The organism is Streptomyces sp. NPDC050856 (assembly GCF_040653855.1).
Taxonomy (GTDB): domain Bacteria; phylum Actinomycetota; class Actinomycetes; order Streptomycetales; family Streptomycetaceae; genus Streptomyces.
Genome location: NZ_JBFAGV010000046.1, coordinates 1 through 21,483, shown reverse-complemented (window position 1 = coordinate 21,483; position 21,483 = coordinate 1). Strand labels below are relative to the sequence as shown.

Annotated in this window: 21 protein-coding genes and 1 pseudogene; 14 read left to right on the top strand and 8 right to left on the bottom strand. The window is 72.6% G+C overall.

All coding sequences use genetic code 11. The features are described from left to right. Nucleotides 1-66: 66 nt before the first annotated feature. Nucleotides 67-359: pseudogene (locus AB0H53_RS27615) on the bottom strand (MTH1187 family thiamine-binding protein). Next, nucleotides 356-700, bottom strand: coding sequence for a DUF3817 domain-containing protein (locus AB0H53_RS27610; RefSeq protein WP_362118900.1), 345 nt, complete (start codon nucleotides 698-700; stop codon nucleotides 356-358). Before AB0H53_RS27610 ends, AB0H53_RS27615 begins: the two are co-directional and overlap by 4 nt. Nucleotides 701-877: 177 nt before the next feature. Here AB0H53_RS27610 and AB0H53_RS27605 point away from each other — a divergent pair, with 177 nt between their 5' ends. The 4 genes from AB0H53_RS27605 to AB0H53_RS27590 all read left to right on the top strand — a co-directional run bounded on the left by AB0H53_RS27605 (nucleotide 878) and on the right by AB0H53_RS27590 (nucleotide 3,571). Continuing rightward, nucleotides 878-1,516: an AIM24 family protein gene (locus AB0H53_RS27605; protein WP_362118898.1), complete on the top strand. Its 639-nt coding sequence runs from the start codon at nucleotides 878-880 to the stop codon at nucleotides 1,514-1,516. Further along, nucleotides 1,516-2,166 (top strand): AIM24 family protein, encoded by a 651-nt coding sequence (locus AB0H53_RS27600; protein ID WP_362118895.1) that lies wholly within the window; start codon nucleotides 1,516-1,518, stop codon nucleotides 2,164-2,166. The genes AB0H53_RS27605 and AB0H53_RS27600 overlap by 1 nt, the downstream gene beginning before the upstream one ends. Further along, nucleotides 2,163-2,951, top strand: coding sequence for an AIM24 family protein (locus AB0H53_RS27595; RefSeq protein WP_362118892.1), 789 nt, complete (start codon nucleotides 2,163-2,165; stop codon nucleotides 2,949-2,951). The genes AB0H53_RS27600 and AB0H53_RS27595 overlap by 4 nt, the downstream gene beginning before the upstream one ends. A gap of 143 nt (nucleotides 2,952-3,094) precedes the next feature. Beyond that, nucleotides 3,095-3,571 carry a MarR family transcriptional regulator gene (locus tag AB0H53_RS27590; protein WP_362118889.1) on the top strand — a complete coding sequence of 159 codons (477 nt, stop codon included), beginning with the start codon at nucleotides 3,095-3,097 and terminating at the stop codon, nucleotides 3,569-3,571. A gap of 16 nt (nucleotides 3,572-3,587) precedes the next feature. Here the strand turns inward: AB0H53_RS27590 and AB0H53_RS27585 are convergent, their stop codons facing one another. Continuing rightward, nucleotides 3,588-4,982, bottom strand: a complete 1,395-nt coding sequence (locus tag AB0H53_RS27585) for a HAMP domain-containing sensor histidine kinase (protein WP_362118938.1) — start codon at nucleotides 4,980-4,982, stop codon at nucleotides 3,588-3,590. An 8-nt stretch (nucleotides 4,983-4,990) separates the two neighbouring features. Further along, nucleotides 4,991-5,650, bottom strand: a complete 660-nt coding sequence (locus tag AB0H53_RS27580) for a response regulator transcription factor (protein WP_362118886.1) — start codon at nucleotides 5,648-5,650, stop codon at nucleotides 4,991-4,993. A 119-nt stretch (nucleotides 5,651-5,769) separates the two neighbouring features. On the opposite strand from AB0H53_RS27580, the gene AB0H53_RS27575 reads away from it, so the two are divergent. Further along, the gene (locus tag AB0H53_RS27575) at nucleotides 5,770-6,198 is read left to right on the top strand and encodes a hypothetical protein (protein WP_362118883.1); all 429 of its coding nucleotides are present in this window, start codon (nucleotides 5,770-5,772) and stop codon (nucleotides 6,196-6,198) included. Between the two features lie 141 nt (nucleotides 6,199-6,339). Here AB0H53_RS27575 and meaB read toward each other — a convergent pair whose 3' ends face one another. Beyond that, nucleotides 6,340-7,296 (bottom strand): methylmalonyl Co-A mutase-associated GTPase MeaB, encoded by a 957-nt coding sequence (gene meaB / locus AB0H53_RS27570; protein ID WP_362118880.1) that lies wholly within the window; start codon nucleotides 7,294-7,296, stop codon nucleotides 6,340-6,342. 15 nt (nucleotides 7,297-7,311) lie between these two features. After that, nucleotides 7,312-8,520 (bottom strand): acetyl-CoA C-acetyltransferase, encoded by a 1,209-nt coding sequence (locus AB0H53_RS27565; RefSeq protein WP_362118877.1) that lies wholly within the window; start codon nucleotides 8,518-8,520, stop codon nucleotides 7,312-7,314. Nucleotides 8,521-8,665: 145 nt separating this feature from the next. Between AB0H53_RS27565 and mce the strand changes: the two genes are divergently transcribed. The 7 genes from mce to AB0H53_RS27530 all read left to right on the top strand — a co-directional run bounded on the left by mce (nucleotide 8,666) and on the right by AB0H53_RS27530 (nucleotide 18,302). Further along, a complete protein-coding gene (gene mce / locus AB0H53_RS27560) occupies nucleotides 8,666-9,106 on the top strand; it encodes a methylmalonyl-CoA epimerase (RefSeq protein WP_362118874.1) in 441 nt (146 codons plus the stop codon). Nucleotides 9,107-9,270: 164 nt separating this feature from the next. Then, nucleotides 9,271-13,293, top strand: a complete 4,023-nt coding sequence (gene scy / locus AB0H53_RS27555) for a polarized growth protein Scy (RefSeq protein WP_362118871.1) — start codon at nucleotides 9,271-9,273, stop codon at nucleotides 13,291-13,293. A gap of 115 nt (nucleotides 13,294-13,408) precedes the next feature. Next, nucleotides 13,409-14,347 carry a cellulose-binding protein gene (locus AB0H53_RS27550; protein WP_362118868.1) on the top strand — a complete coding sequence of 313 codons (939 nt, stop codon included), beginning with the start codon at nucleotides 13,409-13,411 and terminating at the stop codon, nucleotides 14,345-14,347. Between the two features lie 70 nt (nucleotides 14,348-14,417). Continuing rightward, nucleotides 14,418-15,365 carry an ABC transporter ATP-binding protein gene (locus AB0H53_RS27545; protein WP_362118865.1) on the top strand — a complete coding sequence of 316 codons (948 nt, stop codon included), beginning with the start codon at nucleotides 14,418-14,420 and terminating at the stop codon, nucleotides 15,363-15,365. A gap of 4 nt (nucleotides 15,366-15,369) precedes the next feature. Beyond that, nucleotides 15,370-16,149 (top strand): ABC transporter permease, encoded by a 780-nt coding sequence (locus AB0H53_RS27540; RefSeq protein ID WP_362118862.1) that lies wholly within the window; start codon nucleotides 15,370-15,372, stop codon nucleotides 16,147-16,149. Nucleotides 16,150-16,317: 168 nt separating this feature from the next. Then, a complete protein-coding gene (locus tag AB0H53_RS27535; RefSeq protein WP_362118936.1) occupies nucleotides 16,318-17,475 on the top strand; it encodes an ATP-binding cassette domain-containing protein in 1,158 nt (385 codons plus the stop codon). After that, nucleotides 17,472-18,302, top strand: coding sequence for an ABC transporter permease subunit (locus AB0H53_RS27530; protein WP_362118859.1), 831 nt, complete (start codon nucleotides 17,472-17,474; stop codon nucleotides 18,300-18,302). Before AB0H53_RS27535 ends, AB0H53_RS27530 begins: the two co-directional genes overlap by 4 nt. 7 nt (nucleotides 18,303-18,309) lie before the next feature. Here AB0H53_RS27530 and AB0H53_RS27525 read toward each other — a convergent pair whose 3' ends face one another. After that, nucleotides 18,310-18,639 (bottom strand): ATP/GTP-binding protein, encoded by a 330-nt coding sequence (locus AB0H53_RS27525; protein ID WP_362118856.1) that lies wholly within the window; start codon nucleotides 18,637-18,639, stop codon nucleotides 18,310-18,312. A 190-nt stretch (nucleotides 18,640-18,829) separates the two neighbouring features. On the opposite strand from AB0H53_RS27525, the gene AB0H53_RS27520 reads away from it, so the two are divergent. Further along, complete coding sequence (locus AB0H53_RS27520; RefSeq protein WP_362118853.1) at nucleotides 18,830-19,864, top strand: LLM class flavin-dependent oxidoreductase; 1,035 nt, start codon at nucleotides 18,830-18,832, stop codon at nucleotides 19,862-19,864. Between the two features lie 87 nt (nucleotides 19,865-19,951). Here the strand turns inward: AB0H53_RS27520 and AB0H53_RS27515 are convergent, their stop codons facing one another. Next, entirely contained in the window at nucleotides 19,952-20,344 is a 393-nt protein-coding gene (locus tag AB0H53_RS27515; RefSeq protein ID WP_362118850.1) for an SCO5389 family protein, read from the bottom strand. Between the two features lie 215 nt (nucleotides 20,345-20,559). On the opposite strand from AB0H53_RS27515, the gene nucS reads away from it, so the two are divergent. Further along, a complete protein-coding gene (gene nucS / locus AB0H53_RS27510) occupies nucleotides 20,560-21,222 on the top strand; it encodes an endonuclease NucS (RefSeq protein WP_362118847.1) in 663 nt (220 codons plus the stop codon). Nucleotides 21,223-21,483 lie beyond the last annotated feature (261 nt).

The window sequence follows — 21,483 nt, the reverse complement described above, 5'->3', positions numbered from 1 at the left end:
GTGTCGACCGGAGGGGTCCGAGCGGGGGGCCGTGCCGTGCGGAGGTTTCACGGGCCGGGCCGGTCGTCAGGCGGAGAGGTGGCGCTCCACCGTCGCGACCTTGGCGGTCAGGCCGTCCGTGACGCCGGGGCGGATGTCGGCCTTGAGGACCAGGGAGACCCGGGGGGCGCGGGCCTCGACGGCGGCGACGGCGCGCCTGACGACGTCCATGACCTCGTCCCACTCGCCCTCGACCGAGGTGAACATGGCGTCGGTCCGGTGCGGCAGCCCGACTCGCGGACGACCCGGACGGCGTCGGCGACGTACTGGCCGACCTCCTCGCCGACGCCGAGCGGGGTGACGGAGAAGGCGACGATCACGCGCCGACCGTCCCCTCGCGGCGCGCCCGGGAGGCGATGACGGCGTCCGCCGCGGCGCGCTTGAGCTTGCGCTCGGCGAAGAAGCCGCCGAAGGGCAGGACGGAGAGCACGAAGTAGAGCGCGGCCGTCCGCAGGTCCCACTTGGTGCGGTTCCACGCGTCCAGCCAGAACACGACGTACAGGACGAACAGGATGCCGTGCACGGCGCCCATCACCGGGACCGCGTTGAACTCCGTCGTGCGCTTGAGCACCGAGCAGACGAGCAGCAGGATGAACGAGACGGCCTCCGGGGCGGAGACGAGTCGGAGGCGGTGGAGGGAGGAGGCGGTCTTGATGTCCACGGGCGGCACCTTCGGCATCGGTCGGGCTTCGACGGTCTTCGCTCGCGCCCCGATCTTGTGAATCGGTGCACAAGCGGCCCGTTCATTGTGACAGGCGATTCCGCGCGGGTTCTCCCAGGGTCCGGATCCTCCTTGAGGACGCTGTCGGCACGCCCCGCCGCCGGTTAACGTCTTCGGGTGGCAACGTTCCGACTCCAGGGCAGCAAGGTGCTCGCCGTCGACCTGACCGGCGACGCCGTCAAAGCGAAGAACGGCTCGATGGTCGCCTACGACGGCCAGATGGCCTTCAAGAAGATGTCCGGCGGCGGTGAGGGCATCCGCGGGATGGTCACCCGCCGCCTGACCGGTGAGCAGATGACCGTGATGGAGGTGAAGGGTCAGGGCACCTGCTATTTCGCCGACCGCGCCAGCGAGATCAACCTGGTCGCGCTGCACGGCGACAAGCTGTACGTCGAGGCGAGCAACCTGCTGTGCGCCGACGGCGGGCTGCGCACCGGCACCGGCTTCACCGGCCTGCGCGGCGGCGCCACCGGCACCGGGCTGTTCACCACCACCGTCGAGGGCACCGGCCGGGCCGCGATCACCTCCGACGGGCCGGCCGTGGTGCTGCGCGTCACGCCGCAGTACCCCCTCTCGGTCGACCCCGGCGCCTACATCGCCCACCAGGGCAGCCTCCAGCAGAGCTTCCAGTCCGGCGTGACCTTCCGCACGCTGATGGGCGAGGGCGGCGGTGAGGCGTTCCAGATCCGCTTCGAGGGCGACGGTCTGGTGTACGTCCAGCCGAGCGAGCGCAACACCGTCGGAGGCGACGTCTGATGCCGTTCAGCGAGATCAATCCGAAGATGGTCCAGGCCACCGTGGCGCCCGGCCAGAAGGTGTTCAGCCAGCGCGGCGCGATGCTGGCCTATACCGGTGACGTCACTTTCACGCCGAACATGGCGGGCGGCCAGGGCGGTCTGATGTCCATGATCGGCCGCCGGGTGGCGGGCGAGGCGGCCCCGCTGATGACGGTCGAGGGCCGGGGCACGGTGATGTTCGGACACGGCGGCCACCACATCCAGGTGATCCGGCTGACCGGTGACACGCTCTGTGTGGAGGCGGACCGGCTGCTCGCCTTCGACGGGACGCTGGAGCAGGGCACGATGTTCCTCGGCTCGCAGGGCGGGGTCATGGGCATGGTGCGCGGCCAGGTCTCCGGCCAGGGGCTGTTCACCACGACGCTCAGGGGCCACGGCGCGGTCGCCGTGATGGCGCACGGCGGGGTGCTCGAACTCCCGATCACCCCCCAGCGGCCCGTGCACGTCGACCCGCAGGCGTATGTCGCGCACCACGGTGACGTACGCAACAAGCTCTCCACCGCGCTGGGCTGGCGGGACATGGTGGGGCGCGGCTCGGGCGAGGCGTTCCAGCTGGAGCTGAGCGGCAGTGGTGCGGTGTACGTCCAGGCGTCGGAGGAGAAGCTGTGAGCACGCCCGTCGTTTTCGATCCCCTGACCCTGCCGAGCGACGACAACGTCAACCCGTACACCTTCTGCGTGGAGCTGAAGGGCTCCCAGTGGTTCCTGCAGAAGGGCAAGATGATCGCCTACTACGGGCGGATCGACTTCAACGGCATCGGCCACGGCCGGCTGGAGCGGCTGGTGCGCACCAGCTTCCACTCACCGCTGCACGCGGGCGACTGGGTGGTGGCCGAGGGCAGCGGCAAGATGCTGCTCGCCGACCGGGCCTTCGACGTCAACTCGTTCGACCTGGACGAGGGCAACCTGACGATCCGGGCCGGCAACCTGCTGGCCTACCAGCCCTCGCTGGCGCTGAAGCAGTCGATCGTGCCGGGCTTCCTGACGCTGATCGGTACGGGCAAGTTCGTGGCCGCCTCCAACGGCCCGGTGGTCTTCATGGAGCCGCCGCTGCGGGTGGACCCGCAGGCGCTGGTGGGCTGGGCGGACTGCCCGTCGCCGTGCCACCACTACGACCACGGGTACATGACGGGTCTGCTGGGCGGGGTGCGGGCGCTGACCGGCCTGGGCGGGGCGTCGGGCGAGGAGCACCAGTTCGAGTTCGCGGGGGCGGGCACGGTGCTGCTCCAGTCGACGGAGGCGCTGATGCCGGAGCAGCCGACCGGAGCGGCGCCGCACGAGCCGGGAGTTCCCGGCGGTTCGGGTGGAACGTCGGGAACCGGCCATGGTCAGCACGGTTCGGCACCACGGCTTCCCGGACAGCTGGGGGACCTCCAGCGTCGCTTCGGCCTGTGAGCGGTAGTCTGCGGAGTGTGACGCCCTCGAACGTCTGCACCCTTGTGGGGGTGCTGTTGACGGCCGGGGAACGGGGGCGACAGCGTCCGGCGTCACAAGACCTCCATTCGTCCAGAATTCAACTTCTTAGGTAGAATCCATACATGGAGACCGAGACGGCCACCCCCTGGCTGACCGATGCCGAGCAGTGCGCCTGGCGCACCTATCTGGACGTCAACAGGCTGCTGACGTACCAGTTGGAGAAGGACCTCCAGCCGTTCGGCCTGACCATCAACGACTACGAGATCCTGGTGAACCTCTCCGAGTCGGCCGAACGGCGGATGCGGATGAGCGACCTCGCGGCGGCCACCCTGCAGTCCAAGAGCCGCCTCTCCCACCAGATCACCCGGATGGAGAACGCCGGGCTGGTCCGCCGGGAGAACTGCGAGTCCGACCGGCGCGGGCTGTACGCGGTCCTCACCGACCAGGGCATGGAGACCATGCACAAGGTCGCCCCGCACCACGTCGAGTCCGTCCGCAGCCACTTCATCGACCAGTTGAGCCCCGAGGCGCTGGGCCAGCTGCACGCCGCCCTCACACCGGTGGCCGAGCAGCTGCGGGGTCTGCGCGGCAAGCCCTAGGGGTCCGCCGCACCGCTCAGCGGTCCCCCGGCAGGCGCAGCTCGAACAGCGCGCCGCCCGACGCCGCCCGGCGCACCGTCAGGCTCCCGCCGTGGCGCCTGGCCACGTCGCGGGCGATGGCGAGCCCCAGACCGGCGCCGCCCTCGTCACGGCTGCGGGCGTCGTCCAGACGGACGAACCGCTCGAAGATCCGCTCCCGCTCGCCGTCCGGGACGCCCGCCCCGTCGTCCTCCACTGTGAGGACCACCGGGCCGGCGGGCCGGCGCCCGGTGCGCACCGTCACGGCCACCCGGCCCCGGGCGTGCCGCTGCGCGTTGTCGAGCAGGTTGCCCAGCGCCCGGCCCAGCTGTCCGCGCGACCCGCTGACCTCGGCGCCGTCCTCGGCGTCGACGGTCACCGGCACCCGGTCCGCCGACCGCCGGCCCACCTCGTCGCGCACCAGTACCGCCAGGTCGACACGGGCCCGGCCCGGGCGCTCCCCGGCGTCCAGCCGGGCCAGCAGCAGCAGGTCGGCGGCGAGCTGCTGGAGCCGTACGGTGTCGGCCACCGCGCCGGGCAGGTCCAGCAGCTCGGGGTGGGCCGCACCCACCTCCAACTGGGTGCGCAGACTGGCGATCGGGCTGCGCAGCTCGTGCGAGGCGTCCGCCACGAACCGCCGCTGCCGCTCCACCGACGCCTCCAGCGCGGCCAGCGTCTCATTGGTCGTGCGGGCGAGCCGGGCCACCTCGTCGTGCGTCGCCGGTTCCGGGACCCGGCGCGAGAGGTCCTCCGAGGCGGTGATCGCCGCCATCTCCGCGCGGATGCCCTCGACGGGCTTCAGCGCCCGCCGGGTCACCAGCCAGGTCACGCCCGCCACCACGAGCAGCAGCGGCACCAGGGCGGCGAGCATCGCGTCGCGTACACCGGAGACGGTGGCCGCCTCGGTGGCCAGGGGCGCTCCCGCGTAGACGGTGGCCTCCGCGCCGCCCGGCGCGGAGGCCTTGACGGCGGCGAAGCGGTACGCGGCGCTCTCGCCGTCCACGGTGACCTCACCGGTGGAGTACTCGGCCTCCTCCGACACCTCGCCGGGCCCCTTCCCCGGCTCGGCCGAGCGGCTCGGGAGGGCCCGGGTGCCCCGGCCCGCCGTGCCGCTGATGGCGTCGATGTCCTCGCTCACGGCGACCACCCGGCCGTCCTCGTCGACCACCTGCACCGGGTGCTCCTCGGTGCTGTCGGGCAGGTCGAGCCCGGCGAACGGGGTGCCGCCCGCGATCTGCGCGGCGACCGAGCGGGCCGAGACGTCCGCCTGGAGTCCCGCCTGGTCGACCAGGTTGCCGCGCAGCACGGCCAGCAGCGCCGCCCCGGCGGCGACCAGGGCGAGCGCCACGACCACGGTGGCGCCGAGCGCGGTACGGGCCCGCACCGAGCGCAGCGGGCGGATCACCGGTCCTCCAGCCGGTAGCCGGCGCCGCGCACGGTGGTGATGGTGTCCGGGCCCAGCTTGCGCCGCAGCGCGCTCACGTACACCTCCACGATGTTGGGGTCGCCCTCGTAGGCGAAGTCCCAGACGTGCTCCAGGATCTCCGCCTTGGACACCACCGCGCCCGGCCGTACCGCGAGCTGTTCGAGCACGGAGAACTCCTTGGCGGTGAGCGCCACTTCCTCCTCCCCCAGCCGGACACGCCGGCTCGCGGTGTCCACGGTGAGCGCCCCGGCCCTGAGCACCGGCGGCACGGCCGGGCCGCGCCGCCGCAGCAGGGCCTTCACCCTGGCGACCAGGACGACGTAGGAGAACGGCTTGGTGAGGTAGTCGTCGGCGCCCGTGTCGAGCCCCTCCGCCTCGTCGTACTCGCCGTCCTTGGCGGTGAGCATCAGGATCGGGACGTCGTTGCCCGCCGCCCGCAGCGCCCCGCACACCCGGTAGCCGTTCATGCCGGGCAGCATGATGTCCAGGACGACCAGGTCGTACGAACCGGTGCCGGCCAGGTGCAGGCCCTCGGTCCCGTCGTGCACGACGTCCACGGCGAACCCTTCGGCCCGCAGGCCGGCGGCGAGGGCGAGGGCGAGCCGCTTCTCGTCCTCCACGATCAACAGGCGCATGCCCTCAGGGTCCCAAACCGAAGCTGAAGAGACCTTCAGCCGCCTTCAGGCTGCGTTCAGCGAGCCGGCCGCACGGTGGTTCCCGTACTGCACGCACCGACCTCACCGGAGGCCCGCCCATGAAGCGCAACCTGATCATCGCCACCGTCGCCACGGCCGCCCTGCTGACCGGCGGTACGGCGGCGGCGTTCGCCGCGTCGGCGGACGACGACGCGCCCTCGGACACCGGCCGCGCCGCGGCCTCGGCGCCGGCCGCCGACAGCGACAGCGACAGCGACAGCGACAGCGACGACCGCGACGAGGCGCCGGACGCCTCCGACACCGCCGAGGCCCAGCGGTCGCTCAAGGACGCGAAGGTGACGGCCGGCGAGGCCCTGAAGGCGGTCGCGAACCACGGCACGGTGCTGTCGCTGGACCTGGACGGGAAGTCCTGGGAGGTCGAGCTGCTGACGAAGGACGGCAAGCTCCAGGACTGGGACGTCGACACCACGACGGCCCAGGCCGCGCGGGACCAGGACACCGGGCGGGACGCCGGCCAGGACGACTGACGCCAGGCGTACGGCCCACGCGGGGCCGTACCGGCCGTACCGGCAAGGGCGCCGGCCGGGGGCGAAGCACCCCGGCCGGCCCGCCGGTGGCGGTACCGGGGCCGCACCCCCCGTACCCGCCACCGGTGGAGGCCGGGTGGCCTACTGGCCGGTCAGGCCGGCCACCAGTTCGTCCGCCGCCGCGTACGGGTCCGTACCGCCCGCGACGATGCGCTCCGCCAGGGCGTCCAGCCGGCGGTCGCCGCGCAGGTCGCCGATGCGCTCGCGCAGGGCGGTGACCGCGATGGTCTCCACCTCGTGCGCGGCGCGCGTCCGGCGGCGCTCCGCGAGCACGCCCCGCTCCTCCATCCAGGCGCGGTGCTTCTCCAGCGCCTCGACGACCTCGTCCACGCCCTCGCCCCGCGCGGCGACCGTCTTGACGATGGGCGGGCGCCAGTCCCCCGGGCCGCGGGACTCGCCGAGACCGAGCATGTGGTTCAGCTCGCGGGCGGTGGCGTCGGCCCCGTCCCGGTCGGCCTTGTTGACCACGTACACATCGCCGATCTCCAGGATTCCGGCCTTGGCCGCCTGGATGCCGTCGCCCATCCCCGGTGCCAGCAGCACCACGGACGTGTCGGCCTGCGAGGCGATCTCGACCTCCGACTGCCCCACGCCCACCGTCTCGACCAGGATCACGTCGCAGCCGGCCGCGTCCAGGACGCGGATCGCCTGCGGGGCCGCCCACGCGAGCCCGCCCAGGTGGCCGCGCGTCGCCATCGACCGGATGTAGACACCCGGGTCGGAGGCGTGCTCGGACATCCGGACGCGGTCGCCGAGCAGCGCGCCGCCCGAGAACGGCGAGGACGGGTCCACGGCGAGCACGCCGACCCGCTTGCCCGCCTTGCGGTACGCGGTGACCAGCGCCGACGTGGATGTCGACTTGCCGACTCCGGGCGAGCCGGTCAGGCCCACCACATAGGCGCCGCCGGCCAGCGGGGCCAGCGCCGCCATCACCTCACGGAGCTGCGGGGACGCCCCCTCCACGAGCGAGATCAGCCGGGCCACGGCCCGCGGCCGGCCCTCCCGTGCCTGGGTGACCAGTGCGGGGACGTCCACCATCACGTACAGAGCTCCTTACTTGCCGTTGCCCGGGACGCGGACGATCAGCGCGTCGCCCTGGCCGCCACCGCCGCACAGCGCCGCCGCGCCGACCCCGCCGCCGCGCCGCTTCAGCTCCAGCGCCAAGTGCAGCACGAGACGGGCGCCGGACATGCCGATCGGGTGGCCGAGCGCGATGGCACCGCCATTGACGTTCACCTTTTCGGAGGAAACGCCGAGGTCCTTCATTGACTGCACGGCGACCGCGGCGAACGCCTCGTTGATCTCGATCAGGTCGAGGTCGGCGACGTCCAGGCCCTCCTTCTTCAGGGCGTGGCGGATCGCGTTGGACGGCTGGGACTGGAGCGAATTGTCCGGCCCCGCCACGTTGCCGTGGGCGCCGATCTCGGCGATCCAGTCCAGGCCCAGCTCCTCGGCCCTGGCCTTGCTCATCACGACGACGGCCGCCGCGCCGTCCGAGATCTGCGACGCGGAACCCGCCGTGATCGTGCCGTCCTTGGTGAAGGCCGGGCGCAGCCTGCCCAGCGACTCCGCGGTCGTGTCGCCGCGGATGCCCTCGTCCTTGGCGAACAGCACCGGCTCGCCCTTGCGCTGCGGGATCTCCACGGGGGTGATCTCGGCCTCGAAGACGCCGTTCTTCTGCGCCGCCGCCGCCCGCTGGTGCGACAGGGCGGCGATCTCGTCCTGCTCGGGGCGGGCGATGCCCAGGCGGGAGTTGTGCCTCTCGGTGGACTCGCCCATGGCGATGCCCTCGAAGGAGTCGGTGAGGCCGTCGTGCGCCATCGCGTCGAGCATCTCGATCGCGCCGTACTTGAAGCCCTCACGGGACTTGGGCAGCAGGTGCGGGGCGTTGGTCATGGACTCCTGGCCGCCGGCCACGATCACGTCGAACTCGCCGGCGCGGATCAGCTGGTCGGCGAGCGCGATGGCGTCCAGGCCCGACAGACAGACCTTGTTGATGGTCAGCGCGGGCACGTTCATGGGGATGCCGGCCTTGACGGCGGCCTGCCGGGCCGGGATCTGTCCGGCGCCGGCCTGGAGCACCTGGCCCATGATCACGTACTGCACCTGGTCACCGCCGATCCCGGCGCGGTCCAGCGCGGCCTTGATGGCGAAGCCGCCGAGATCGGCTCCCGAGAAGGACTTCAGCGAGCCGAGCAGCCGGCCCATGGGCGTGCGGGCGCCCGAGACGATCACTGAGGTGGTACCGGTCGTTCCAGACATGAGGCACGATCCCCTTCCAGCCGCGGCTGAGGAGTGAACGAGGGTTTACTGACAATGTACTGAGCGGTACGGGCCCGGTCACCGGGCGGCCGGTGTGATGGCGCGCACGTTGCGTAACCACCTCCATCGGCGCTGCACTGGTCCCATGCTGACGCGAATCGACCACATCGGGATCGCCTGTTTCGACCTCGACAGGACTGTCGACTTCTACCGTGCCACGTACGGCTTCGAGGTGTTCCACACCGAGATCAACGAGGAGCAGGGCGTCCGGGAGGCCATGCTCAAGATCAACGAGACGTCGGACGGCGGCGCCTCCTACCTCCAGCTCCTGGAGCCCACCCGCGAGGACTCGGCGGTCGGGAAGTGGCTGGCCAAGAACGGCGAGGGCGTCCACCACATCGCCTTCGGCACGGCGGACGTCGACGGCGACGCCGCCGCGATCCGGGAGAAGGGCGTACGGGTGCTCTACGACGAGCCGCGCATCGGCTCGATGGGGTCGCGGATCACGTTCCTGCACCCCAAGGACTGCCACGGTGTGCTCACCGAACTCGTCACCTCCGCTGACCCGTCCTCAGCGGAGCACTGACCTCCGAATCCCGGCCCGGTAGAGTGGCGGCTCCGGGCCGGGGCCGGGTCGGGGCCGCGCCATGTGCCCGTCCTTGATCTGACACCATTCCCCGGGGGGCCGTTCGCCTGCGAACGGTGCCCGTGCCAGGAGAGTTGCGACCAGGGGACGGATGGGACCGCGCAGTGCGGGGCTACGAACGCCAGGAGAGCCACCGGGCTGACGACCACCTTTCGCGGTTCGAGGCCGAGATGGACCGGCTGAAGACCGAGCGGGAGAAGGCCGTCCAGCACGCCGAGGACCTCGGTTACCAGGTCGAGGTCTTGCGCGCCAAGCTCCACGAGGCGCGCCGCACCATCGCGTCGCGACCGGCGTACGACAGCGCCGACATGGGCTATCAGGCCGAGCAGTTGCTCCGCAACGCCCAGGTCCAGGCCGACCAGTTGCGCTCCGACGCCGAGCGCGAGCTGCGCGAGGCGCGGGCGCAGACCCAGCGCATCCTCCAGGAGCACGCCGAGCACCAGGCGCGCCTGCAGGCCGAGTTGCACGCCGAGGCGGTGCAGCGCCGCCAGCGTCTGGACCAGGAGCTGGCCGAGCGCCGGCAGACCGTCGAGGCGCACGTCAACGAGAACGTGGCGTGGGCCGAGCAGCTGCGGGCCCGTACCGAGGCGCAGGCCCGCCGCCTGATGGAGGAGTCCCGCGCGGAGGCCGAGCAGGCGCTGGCCGCCGCCCGTGCCGAGGCCGCCCGGCTCGCCGAGGAGGCCCGCCGCCGGCTGAGCGGCGAGACCGAGGCGGCCCGCGCGGAGGCCGAGGGGATCCTGCTGCGGGCCCGCAAGGACGCCGAACGGCTGCTGAACGCCGCCTCCACCCAGGCGCAGGAGGCCACCAGCCACGCCGAGCGGCTGCGCAGCACCACCACCGCCGAATCCGAGCAGGCACGTCAGCAGGCCGTCGAGCTGAGCCGGGCCGCCGAGCAGCGGATGACCGAGGCCGAGGAGCGGCTGCGCGAGGCGCGTGCCCAGGCCGACAAGGTCCTGGCGGAGGCCAAGGAGGCCGCGGCCAAGCGGCTCACCAGCGCCGAGTCGGAGACCGAACAGCGCACCCGTACCGCCAAGGCGGAGATCGCCAGGCTGGTCGGCGAGGCCACCAAGGAGGCCGAGCGCCTCAGGGCGGAGGCCGAGCAGGCGCTCGCCGACGCCCGTACGGCGGCGGAGAACCTGCTCGCCGAGGCCACCGAGAAGGCGCGTACCGCGGCGGCCGAGGACTCGGCGGCACAGCTGGCCAAGGCAGCCCGCACCGCCGAGGAGGTGCTGTCCAAGGCGTCGGACGACGCCCGGGAGACCACCCGCAAGGCGACCGAGGAGGCCGAGCGGATCCGCCGCGAGGCGGAGGCCGAGGCGGACCGGCTGCGCGGCGAGGCCCACGACACGGCCGAGCAGCTCAAGGGCGCCGCCAAGGACGACACCAAGGAGTACCGCGCCAAGACCGTCGAGCTCCAGGAGGAGGCGCGCCGGCTGCGCGGCGAGGCCGAGCAGCTGCGGGCGGAGGCGATCGCCGAGGGCGAGCGGATCCGCGGCGAGGCGCGGCGCGAGGCGGTCCAGCAGATCGAGGAGGCGGCCAAGACCGCCGAGGAGCTGCTGACCAAGGCGAAGTCGGACGCCGACGAGCTGCGCACGGCCGCGACGGCCGAGAGCGAGCGGGTCCGCGCCGAGGCGCTGGAGCGGGCGGCCTCCCTGCGCGCCCAGGCCGAGGAGACGCTGGAGCGCACCCGTGCCGAGGCCGAGCAGTTGCGCGCCGAGGCCGAGGAGCAGGCCGAGTCGGTCAGGACCGCCGCCGAGCGGGCCGCCGCCGCGCTGCGCGAGGAGACCGAGCGGGGTGTCGCGGCCCGGCAGGCGGAGGCCGCCGAGGAGCTGGCCCGACTGCACGGCGAGGCCGAGGCCCGGCTGACCGCCGCCGAGCAGGCCCTCACGGACGCCCGCGCGGAGGGCGAGCGGCTGCGCCGCGAGGCCGCCGAGGAGACCGGGCGGCTGCGCGCCGAGGCCGCCGAGCGGCTGCGCTCCCTCCAGGAGCAGGCCGAGCGGGAGGCCGAGCGGCTGCGCACCGAGGCCGCAGCGGACGCCTCGGCGGCCCGCGCGGAGGCGGAGGGCGCCGCGGTACGGCTGCACTCGGAGGCCGCCGCCGAGGCGGAGCGGCTCAGGACGGAGGCCCAGGAGACCGCCGACCGGGTGCGGGCCGAGGCCGCCGCCGCGGCCGAGCGGGTGGCCGCAGAGGCCGCCGAGGAGCTGGCCGCCGCGCAGGAGGAGGCCAACCGGCGCCGGCGTGAGGCCGAGGAGACCCTGGGCGCCGCCCGTGGCGAGGCCGACCAGGAGCGCGAGCGGGCCAGGGAGCAGAGCGAGGAGCTGCTGGCCTCCGCCCGCAAGCGGGTCGAGGAGGCGCAGGCCGAGGCGCAGCGCCTGGTGGAGGAGGCGGACCGGCGGGCCACCGAGATGGTGTCGGCCGCCGAACAGACCGCCCAGGCGGTGCGGGACTCGGTCGCCGGGCTCCAGGAGCAGGCCGAGGAGGAGATCGCCGGGCTGCGCTCGGCGGCCGAGCACTCCGCCGGGCGCACCCGCGACGAGGCGCAGGAGGAGGCGGACCGGGTCCGCGCCGACGCCTACGAGGAGCGGGAGCGGGCCTCGGAGGACGCCGCCCGGATCCGTGGCCGCGCGCACGAGGAGGCGGAGGCCGCCAAGGCGCTCGCCGAGCGGACGATGGCCGACGCGATCAGCGAGTCGGAACGGCTGAAGAAGGACACCGCCGAGTACGCCCAGCGGGTACGGACCGAGGCATCGGACTCGCTGGCGTCGGCCGAGCAGGACGCGGCGCGCACCCGCGCGGACGCCCGCGAGGACGCCAACCGCATCCGCTCGGAGGCCGCCGCGCAGGCGGACCGGCTGGTCGGCGAGGCGACGGGCGAGGCGGAGCGGATGGCCGCCGAGGCCGCCGAGGCGCTGGCCACGGCCGAGCAGGACGCGGCCCGGCTGCGTGCCGAGGCCGAACAGGTCAAGGCGGACGGCGAGGCGGAGGCCGAGCGGCTGCGGGCGGCCGCCCGGGCGGACGGCGAGCAGGTACTGGACGAGGCCCGCAAGGCCGCCGACAAGCGGCGCGGCGACGCCGCCTCCCAGGCCGACCAGCTCATCGCCGAGGCGACCGGCGAGGCGGAGCGGATGGCCGCGGAGGCGGCGGCCGAGGCCGACCGGGTGCGGACCGAGGCGCTGGAGGAGGCCGAGCGGCTGCGGGCCGAGGCGGCCGAGACGGTGGGATCCGCCCAGGCGGCGGCGGAGCGCGTCCGCACGGAGGCCGAGCGGCACCGTGCCCGGACGGAGGCCGCCGCGGAGCGGATGCGCGCCGAGGCGCGCGAGGAGGCCGACCGGCTGGTGGACGAGGCCCGCGAGGCGGCGGCCAAGCGCCGCGCCGACGCGGCCGAGCAGGCCGACCAGCTCATCGCGAAGGCGCGGGAGGAGGCGCTGCGCGCCACCGCCGAGGCGGAGTCGCAGGCCGACACGATGGTGGGCGCGGCCCGCAAGGAGGCCGACCGGATCGTCTCCGAGGCGACCATCGAGGGCAACGCGCTGGTGGAGAAGGCCCGTACGGACGCCGACGAGCTGCTGGTCGGCGCGCGTAGCGACGCCAACGCCATAAGGGAGCGGATGGAGGAGCTGCGGGCGCGCACCGAGTCGGAGATCGAGGAGCTGCACGAGCGGGCCCGCCGCGAGAGCGCCGAGCAGATGAAGTCCGCCGGCGAGCGCGTGGACAAGCTGGTGAAGGCCGCCACCGAGCAGCGGGCGGACGCCGAGGCGAAGGCGGAGAAGCTGCTGGCGGACGCCAACTCGGAGGCGAGCAAGGTCCGTATCGCGGCGGTGAAGAAGGCGGAGGGGCTGCTCAAGGAGGCCGAGCAGAAGAAGGCGGAACTGGGCCGCGAGGCGGAGCGGATCAAGGCCGATGCCGAGCGGACGGCGGAGGAGACGCTTTCCGAGGCGCAGCGCGAACTGGACGTGCTGGTGCGCAGGCGCGAGGACATCCAGGTGGAGATCTCCCGTGTCCAGGATGTTCTGGAGGCGTTGGAATCTTTCGAAGCGCCCGCGGGGGGTACCAAGGAGGGCGGCGGGGTCAAGGCAGCCGCGGCGGCGGGGGTTACCCGTTCCGGTGGCAAGTCAACCGACGGGTAAGCCACTCAAAAGGCTGGACATTCTCCAGATTGAACAAGCATCCGCTCGATGACACGCCGCTCCGGCCCCTAGGATTCCCCCTATCACCTCACCGGTCTCATTCGACAGGAACCCCATGAGCGACACTTCCTCCCCCTTCGGCTTCGAGCTCGTGCGGCGTGGTTACGACCGCGGTCAGGTGGACGACCGCATTTCCAAGCTCGTCGCCGACCGTGACAGTGCTCTGGCCCGAATCACCTCTCTGGAAAAGCGAATCGAGGAGCTGCACCTCGAGACGCAGAACGCCCAGGCCCAGGTCAGCGACGCCGAGCCGTCGTACGCCGGGCTCGGTGCCCGTGTCGAGAAGATCCTCCGCCTCGCCGAGGAGGAGGCCAAGGACCTGCGCGAGGAGGCCCGCCGGGCCGCCGAGCAGCACCGTGAGCTCGCCGAGTCGGCGGCCCAGCAGGTGCGCAACGACGCCGAGTCGTTCGCCGCCGAGCGCCGGACGAAGGCCGAGGACGAGGGCGTCCGGATCGTCGAGAAGGCGCAGGGCGAGGCCAACACGCTGCGTGCCGAGGCGCAGAAGGACGCGCAGTCGAAGCGCGAGGAGGCCGACGCGCTGTTCGAGGAGACGCGCGCCAAGGCCGCGCAGGCCGCCGCCGACTTCGAGACGAACCTGGCCAAGCGGCGCGAGCAGTCCGAGCGCGACCTGGCGTCGCGTCAGGCCAAGGCGGAGAAGCGGCTGGCGGAGATCGAGCACCGGGCCGAGCAGCTGCGCCTGGAGGCCGAGAAGCTCCGTACGGACGCCGAGCGCCGGGCCCGCCAGACGGTGGAGACCGCGCAGCGGCAGGCCGAGGACATCGTGGCCGACGCCAATGCCAAGGCGGACCGCATCCGCAGCGAATCGGAGCGCGAGCTGGCGGCGCTGACGAACCGCCGCGACTCCATCAACGCGCAGCTGACCAACGTCCGGGAGATGCTGGCCACTCTGACCGGCGCGGCGGTGGCCGCGGCCGGCACCCCGGTGGAGGACGAGCCGGTGACGCGCGGCGTCCCGGCCCAGCAGACCCGCTAGGGCGCACCGAGCCGGACAGCCCTCCGTCATTCCGGTGGCGGAGGGCTTCGCGTACCCGTAGCGTGGTCGGGTGATCGAGCTAGAGGGTCTAACGAAACGTTTCGGTACGAAGACGGCGGTCGACCACCTCTCCTTCCAGGTCAGGCCGGGAGTGGTGACGGGTTTCCTCGGCCCCAACGGGGCGGGCAAGTCGACCACGATGCGCATGATGCTCGATCTGGACATCCCGACCAGCGGTACGGTGCGGATCGACGGCAAGCACTACCGGGACCTGCCGGAGCCGATGAAGTACATCGGCGCGCTGCTGGAGGCCAAGGCCATGCACGGCGGCCGCACCGCGTACAACAACCTGCGGTGCCTGGCCCAGTCCAATCGCATTCCCGAGCGCCGGGTCGCCGAAGTTCTCGATCTTGTGGGGCTGTCCGCCGTGGCGAAGAAGAAACCGAAGGGTTTCTCGATGGGGATGGGCCAGCGGCTGGGAATCGCCGCCGCGCTGCTGGGCGACCCGCAGATCCTCATGTTCGACGAACCCGTCAATGGTCTGGACCCCGAGGGAATTCACTGGATCCGCAATCTCATGAAGGCGCTGGCCGCCGAGGGGCGGACGATCTTCGTTTCCAGTCACCTGATGAGCGAAATGGCACTGACGGCGGATCACTTGATCGTCATCGGGCAGGGGCGGTTGCTCGCGGACACCTCGATGGCCGATTTCATCCATGCCAACTCCCGGAGTTACGTGCGGCTGCGCTCGCCGCAGCGGGAGCAGTTGCGCGACGCGCTGCACCGGGGCGGCGCGAAGGTGACCGAGGCGGACGACGGGGCGCTGGAGGTCGACGGCGCGACCACCGAGGAGGTCGGCGAACTGGCCGCCCGCCACGGGGTGGTGCTGCACGAGCTGAGCGCGCAGCGCGCCTCGCTGGAGGAGGCGTTCATGCGGATGACCGCCGCGTCGGTCGAGTACCACGCCCATGGCACGGCCGCTCCCGGGTGGGGCGCCGACGCGTCGAGGGGGGTCTGAACCGATGACATCCACGACCGCGGTGCTGCGGTCCGAGTGGACCAAGATCCGTACGGTCTCCTCGACGGTCTGGACGCTGGCCAGCGCGCTGGTGGTCACCGTCGCGCTGAGCGCCGCGCTCTGCGCGCTGACCAGGGCGACCTTCGACGATCTGCCGCCGCTGGAGCGGGCCACCTTCGACCCCACGCTGATCAGTTTCTCCGGGATGGTGCTCGGGCAGCTCGCGATGGTGGTCTTCGGTGTGCTGGTGGTCGGCACCGAGTACAGCTCCGGGATGATCCGCGCCTCGCTGGCCGCCGTGCCGCGGCGCGCGACGTTCCTCTTCGCCAAGATCCTGGTGGCCGGGGCGCTGGCCCTGGTCGTGGGGCTGGCGACCAGCTTCCTGTCGTTCTTCCTGGGCCAGGCGCTGCTGGGCGAGCACGCCACTGGCATCGGCGCGGACAACGTGCTGCGCGCGGTGATCGGCGGCGGCCTCTACATGGGCCTGATCGCCGTCTTCTCGATGGGCGTGGCGGCGATGCTGCGCTCCACGGTGCTGTCGCTGGGCATCCTGGTGCCGTTCTTCTTCCTGATCTCGCAGATCCTGTCGGCGGTGCCGAAGGCCAGGGAGGTGGCCCGGTACTTCCCGGACCAGGCCGGTTCGGCGATCATGCAGGTGGTGCCGGGTGCGATGAACAGCGGCACGGACCCCTACGGCCCGTGGGGCGGTATGGGGATCATGCTGCTGTGGGTGGCGGCGGCCCTGGCCGGCGGATACGCGGTGCTCAGGCGCCGGGACGCCTGAGCACACCGCCCGGCGGGCGCGGTCCCGGCCGTCGCCGCGGAGGGCGGCGGAGTTCTGCGGCATGGGTGGAACCGTCAATGTCTCGATACCCTCTTACCTCCTACGGGGGGTGAGGGCCGCAGTGGCGCCGCCCCGACGCGAAGTGACCTGTCGATGGGGCTGGAGAGCATGATCGAGGCAGTCGGCCTGACGAAGCGCTATGGCGCCAAGACGGCCGTGTACAACCTTTCCTTCCAGGTGCGCCCGGGTACCGTCACCGGGTTCCTGGGGCCCAACGGCTCCGGGAAGTCGACGACCATGCGCATGATCCTGGGCCTTGACCAGCCCACTTCGGGCCATGTGACCATCGGCGGCCATCCCTTCCGGCAGCTGCCGAACGCCCCCCGCCAGGTCGGGGCGCTGCTCGACGCCAAGGCCGTGCACGGCGGCCGCAGCGCGCGCAACCACCTGCTGTCGCTGGCGCAGCTCGCCGGGATCCCCGCCCGCCGGGTGGACGAGGTGCTCGGGGTGGTCGGACTCCAGGACGTGGCCAAGAAGCGGTCCAAGGGGTTCTCGCTGGGCATGGGCCAGCGGCTCGGCATCGCCGCCGCGCTGCTGGGTGACCCGCGGGTGCTGCTCTTCGACGAGCCGGTCAACGGCCTGGACCCGGAGGGCATCCTCTGGGTCCGCAACCTGATGAAGTCGCTGGCCGCCGAGGGCCGCACGGTCTTCGTCTCCTCGCACCTGATGAGCGAGATGGCGCTGACCGCCGAGCACCTGATCGTGATCGGCCGGGGGCAGCTCCTGGCGGACATGAGCGTCAAGGACTTCATCTCGGCGAACTCGGCCGACTTCGCCCGGGTGCGCACCCCGCGGACCGAGCCGCAGCAGCGGGAGAAGCTGATGGCCGCGCTGGGCGAGGCGGGCGGCCAGGTGATGTCCGAGCCGGACGGCGCGCTGCGGGTGACCGGCCTGCCGCTGCCCCGGATCAGCGACCTGGCGCACGAGGCGGACGTACGGCTGTGGGAGCTGTCCCCGCACCAGGCGTCGCTGGAGGAGGCGTACATGCGGATGACGCAGGGCGCCGTGGACTACCGCTCGACCGCCGACCAGCGCTCCGGGCTGATGCAGCAGCAGCCGATGGGCGGGTACGCGCCGCCGCAGGCCGTGCCCGAGGTGCCGCAGCAGGGCTGGTACGCCCCGCCGCCGCCCGGCCAGAACCCCTACGCGCACGCCCCGGGCGGGCCCGCGGCCCCGCCGGCGGCCGCGATGCCCGCCGGGCCGGCCGCGCCGCCCGCCGCACCGCCCGCCGACCTGAACAAGAGCGACTCCGAGGACGCCCGATGACCACCCCGCCCGCTCCCCACCAGCAGCAGCCCGCGTACACGTACACCTCGCCGATCCCGGACCGCCGCGCCCACCTCGGGGACGCGCTCGCCTCCGAGTGGACCAAGATCCGGTCGGTGCGCTCCACGCTGTGGACGCTCGGCGTGATGATCCTGCTCATGGTGGGCATCGGTGTGCTCAGCGCCGTCGCCGTCGCCGCCGCCGATGTCGACCTCGGTGGCGAGCCCGTGCTGGGCCTGGGCTTCTACGGTGTGCTGCTGGGATCGATCTGCGTCATCACGCTGGGCGTGCTGACGATCACCTCGGAGTACGGCACCGGCATGATCCGTACCACGCTGACGGCGTGCCCCAGCCGGGTGCGGGTGCTCACCGCCAAGGCGATCGTCTTCTTCCTGCTGGTCTTCGTGCTCACCACGGTGGTGGCCGCGCTGGTCGCCGTGGTGCAGGACGGCATGGTGGACGGGGGCGAGGCGAGCGGTGCGGACTGGTTCCGCGCGACGGTGGGCGTGGGCCTGTACGTCGCCGCGCTCGGGCTGCTGTCGCTCGCCGTCGGCGCGCTGCTGCGGCACTCGGCCGGCGCGATCACCCTCATGATCGCCGTGGTGCTGCTGCCGATCGTGATGGCGATGTTCATGTACGCGGAGTGGCTCCAGGACGTGCGCGACGCGCTGCTGACGTACTCCGTCCCCAGCCAGCTCATCACGCTCTACGGCACCGAGGTCTCGCCGTCCGGGCCGTCCGGCTGGGAGCCGGTGTGGATCACGCTGGGTGTCGCCGGGGTGGCGCTGGCCGGGGCGTTCCTGGTGCTGAACAAGCGCGACGTGTGACGGGCCGCTAGTACCGAGGCGCGTTGCGGGACCGCTGCACCCGCGTGGTGCGGCGGTCCTTGGCGTTCCAGCAGGCCTTGTGCCAGTGGCGCCGGTCCTCCACCCCGCCGAACTCCGGCCAGGCCACCACGTGCGCCAGGCCCGGGGGGATCTCCTGGTCGCAGCCGGGGCAGCGGTACCGCTTGCCGGCGGCGCCGGCGCCCGCCACGTTCCGTACCGACCACGGCTCGCCCTGCCAGGACTCGGTGCGCTGGAGGCCGCCGTACCGCCCCTCCGCCTCCCCGGCGCGCTCGGTCGGCTTCTCGCCGCCACGGGGGCGGTTGCGGCGCGGGGACACGGGACACCTCACGGGGGCGCGCGGACATGTTCGGCGTTCAGCCTACGGGCCGGGCCCGGGGGCACCCGAACCACTCGGAGCAGTTACCGGAAAATCGCAACAACTTCGCGGGGTGCCGTTGCCTTTGGCACGTGTCGGACGTTGTTGCCGGTGAGGGGAGCCGCGTCGGCCGTCTAGGAGGCAACAGGCGATGCGTGTGGGAACTTTTGTACTGGCCGCTCAGTTTCCCGGCCAGGGACATGCCGAGACACTGCACCGGGCGGTGCGGTCCGCCGAGGTCGCCGAGGAGTGCGGACTGGACTCGGTCTGGCTGGCCGAGCACCACTTCATGCCGTACGGCGTGTGTCCCTCGGCCGTGACGCTGGCCGCGCTGGTGCTCGGCCGGACCAGCCGCATCCGGGTCGGCACCGCGGTGAGCGTGCTGACGACCACCCACCCGGTGGCGCTGGGCGAGCAGGCGGCGCTGCTGCACCTCACGTCCGGGGGGCGGTTCAGCCTGGGGGTGGGGCGGGGCGGGCCATGGGTGGACCTGGAGGTCTTCGGCTCCGGTCTGGAGGCGTACGAGAAGGACTTCCCCGAGGCGCTGGACCTGCTGCTGCGGTGGCTGCGCGAGCCCCGGGTGGCGGCGGACGGCGAGCGGTACCGGTTCCGTGAGGTGCCGGTGGTGCCCAGGCCGGACGAGCTGATCGACGGCGACCCGGCCCCCGAGACGGTCCTCGCGTGCACCTCACCGCGCAGTGTGCGGCTGGCCGCCGAGCGCGGGCTGCCGATGCTGCTCGGGATGCACTGCGGCGACGAGGAGAAGGCCGGGATGGTCGCGCTGTGGCGCACCGAGGCGCTGGCCGCCGGCCACTCGCCCGACACGGTGGCGCGGATCGCCGCGGGCCATGTGTCGGCGGGGCTGGCGCAGATCGCCGACCGCACGGCGGACGCCGCGGAGACGCTGGTGAAGGCGGTGCCGGGCTGGCTCAGGCGGGGGTTGGAGGCCCATGTGACGGTCGACGGGCGGCACCGGCCGATGCGCGACGCCGTGGCGTACACCGAGCTGCTGTGCCGGCTGCACCCGGTGGGTACGCCCCGGACGGCGGCGGACCGGCTGGCGGCGACCGCCGAGCGGACCGGCATCACCCGCTTCGCGCTGCTGGCCGAGGGCTCCGGCGAGGTCGCGGCCACCGAGGAGAACGTACGGCGGCTGGGCTCCGAGGTGCTGCCGCTGCTGGTCTGACCCGCGTGCCCGGCACCGGCCGCGCGGGCGGTGCTGCCGCTCCGGACCCGTCGCACCTCCAGCGGTGCGGAGCGGCAGCACGAGCCGTCAGCAGTCGCGCAGTACGGGCGACTGGTTCAGCAGCTGGGCCCGGACGGAGGTGAAGCGGCCCAGCCGCTCGTCGACCGAGGAGTCCAGCGGGAACACCGCGACGCGGTGGCAGTTCTGGAAGGCCAGACGGACACCGAAGTGCCGCTGGAGCGCCCCCCGGATCGCGTCACTCGCGAGCGCGCGCAGCAGCTGGCCGCGCTCGTACTCGCTCGGCGGCGGGGTCTGGTTGTCGGCGAACGGACCGCCCTTCGCCTGCAACTCGTCCACCAGGGAACTGATCATCTCCCACGCGTAGGGCAGGGAGGTCCGGACGCAGTCGACGAAGTCGGCTTCGTCGACCTCGCCTCGCTCGGCCTGTTCCAACAGCGCCGGTGAGACGTCGAGCGACATGGGTTCTCCTCTCGCGGCCCCTGGGACAGGGGCCTTACGGGCAGGGTCGGAGGACGTCCCCGTACACGCTGAGTGCACGAGCGGCAACCTCCCGCTTCCACGGTAAGCGCGCTGTCCGGACCGCACCAGGTCATTGAGGGACAACCGGCCACGGGTGAAGGGGTGTTACGGCCTGAATCGCGCGGAAGCGGGTGTGTCGAGTAGCGTTGCGGACCATGCGTCTCGTCATCGCCCGCTGTTCCGTGGACTACGCGGGCCGGCTCACCGCCCACCTGCCCTCCGCTCCCCGTCTGATCCTGGTCAAGGCAGACGGCAGCGTCTCCGTCCACGCGGACGACCGGGCGTACAAGCCCCTCAACTGGATGTCGCCGCCGTGCACCCTGAAGGAGGGTGATGGCAGCGTCTGGACGGTCGTCAACAAGGCGGGCGAGAAGCTGATCATCACCATGGAGGAGATCCTCCACGACTCGTCGCACGAGCTCGGAGTGGACCCGGGCCTCATCAAGGACGGCGTGGAAGCGCACCTCCAGGAGCTGCTCGCCGACCGGATCGAGACACTGGGCGACGGATACACGCTGATCCGCCGCGAGTACCCGACGGCCATCGGGCCGGTGGACATCCTGTGCCGGGACTCCGCCGGCGGGACCGTGGCCGTGGAGATCAAGCGGCGCGGCGAGATCGACGGCGTGGAGCAGCTCACCCGCTACCTGGAGCTGCTGAACCGCGACCCCCACCTCGCACCGGTCAGGGGCGTCTTCGCGGCCCAGGAGATCAAGCCGCAGGCGCGGGTGCTGGCCACCGACCGGGGCATCGGCTGCGTGGTCCTGGACTACAACGCGCTGCGCGGCATCGAGGACGACAAGCTGCGGCTCTTCTGAGCCGGCTCCTCCCCTGACACGGCGGCCACGGCCCCGGGCGCGATCGTCGCCCGGGGCCGTGGCCGTGCCGTTCGCCGGGTCGTGCCCTCGGCGCTGTCTCGTCGATCAGGCCGGTTCAGGCACCGGGTGACGCGAGCCCGGCAAGATCGGCGAGACACCCCCTAGGTGTATTGATCACGAGCGTTGTTGACAGTCGCGGGGCTTGATCATGGCGAAGACCTCCGATGTGGTGGAGCTGTCTAGGAACACACCGCACGGAGG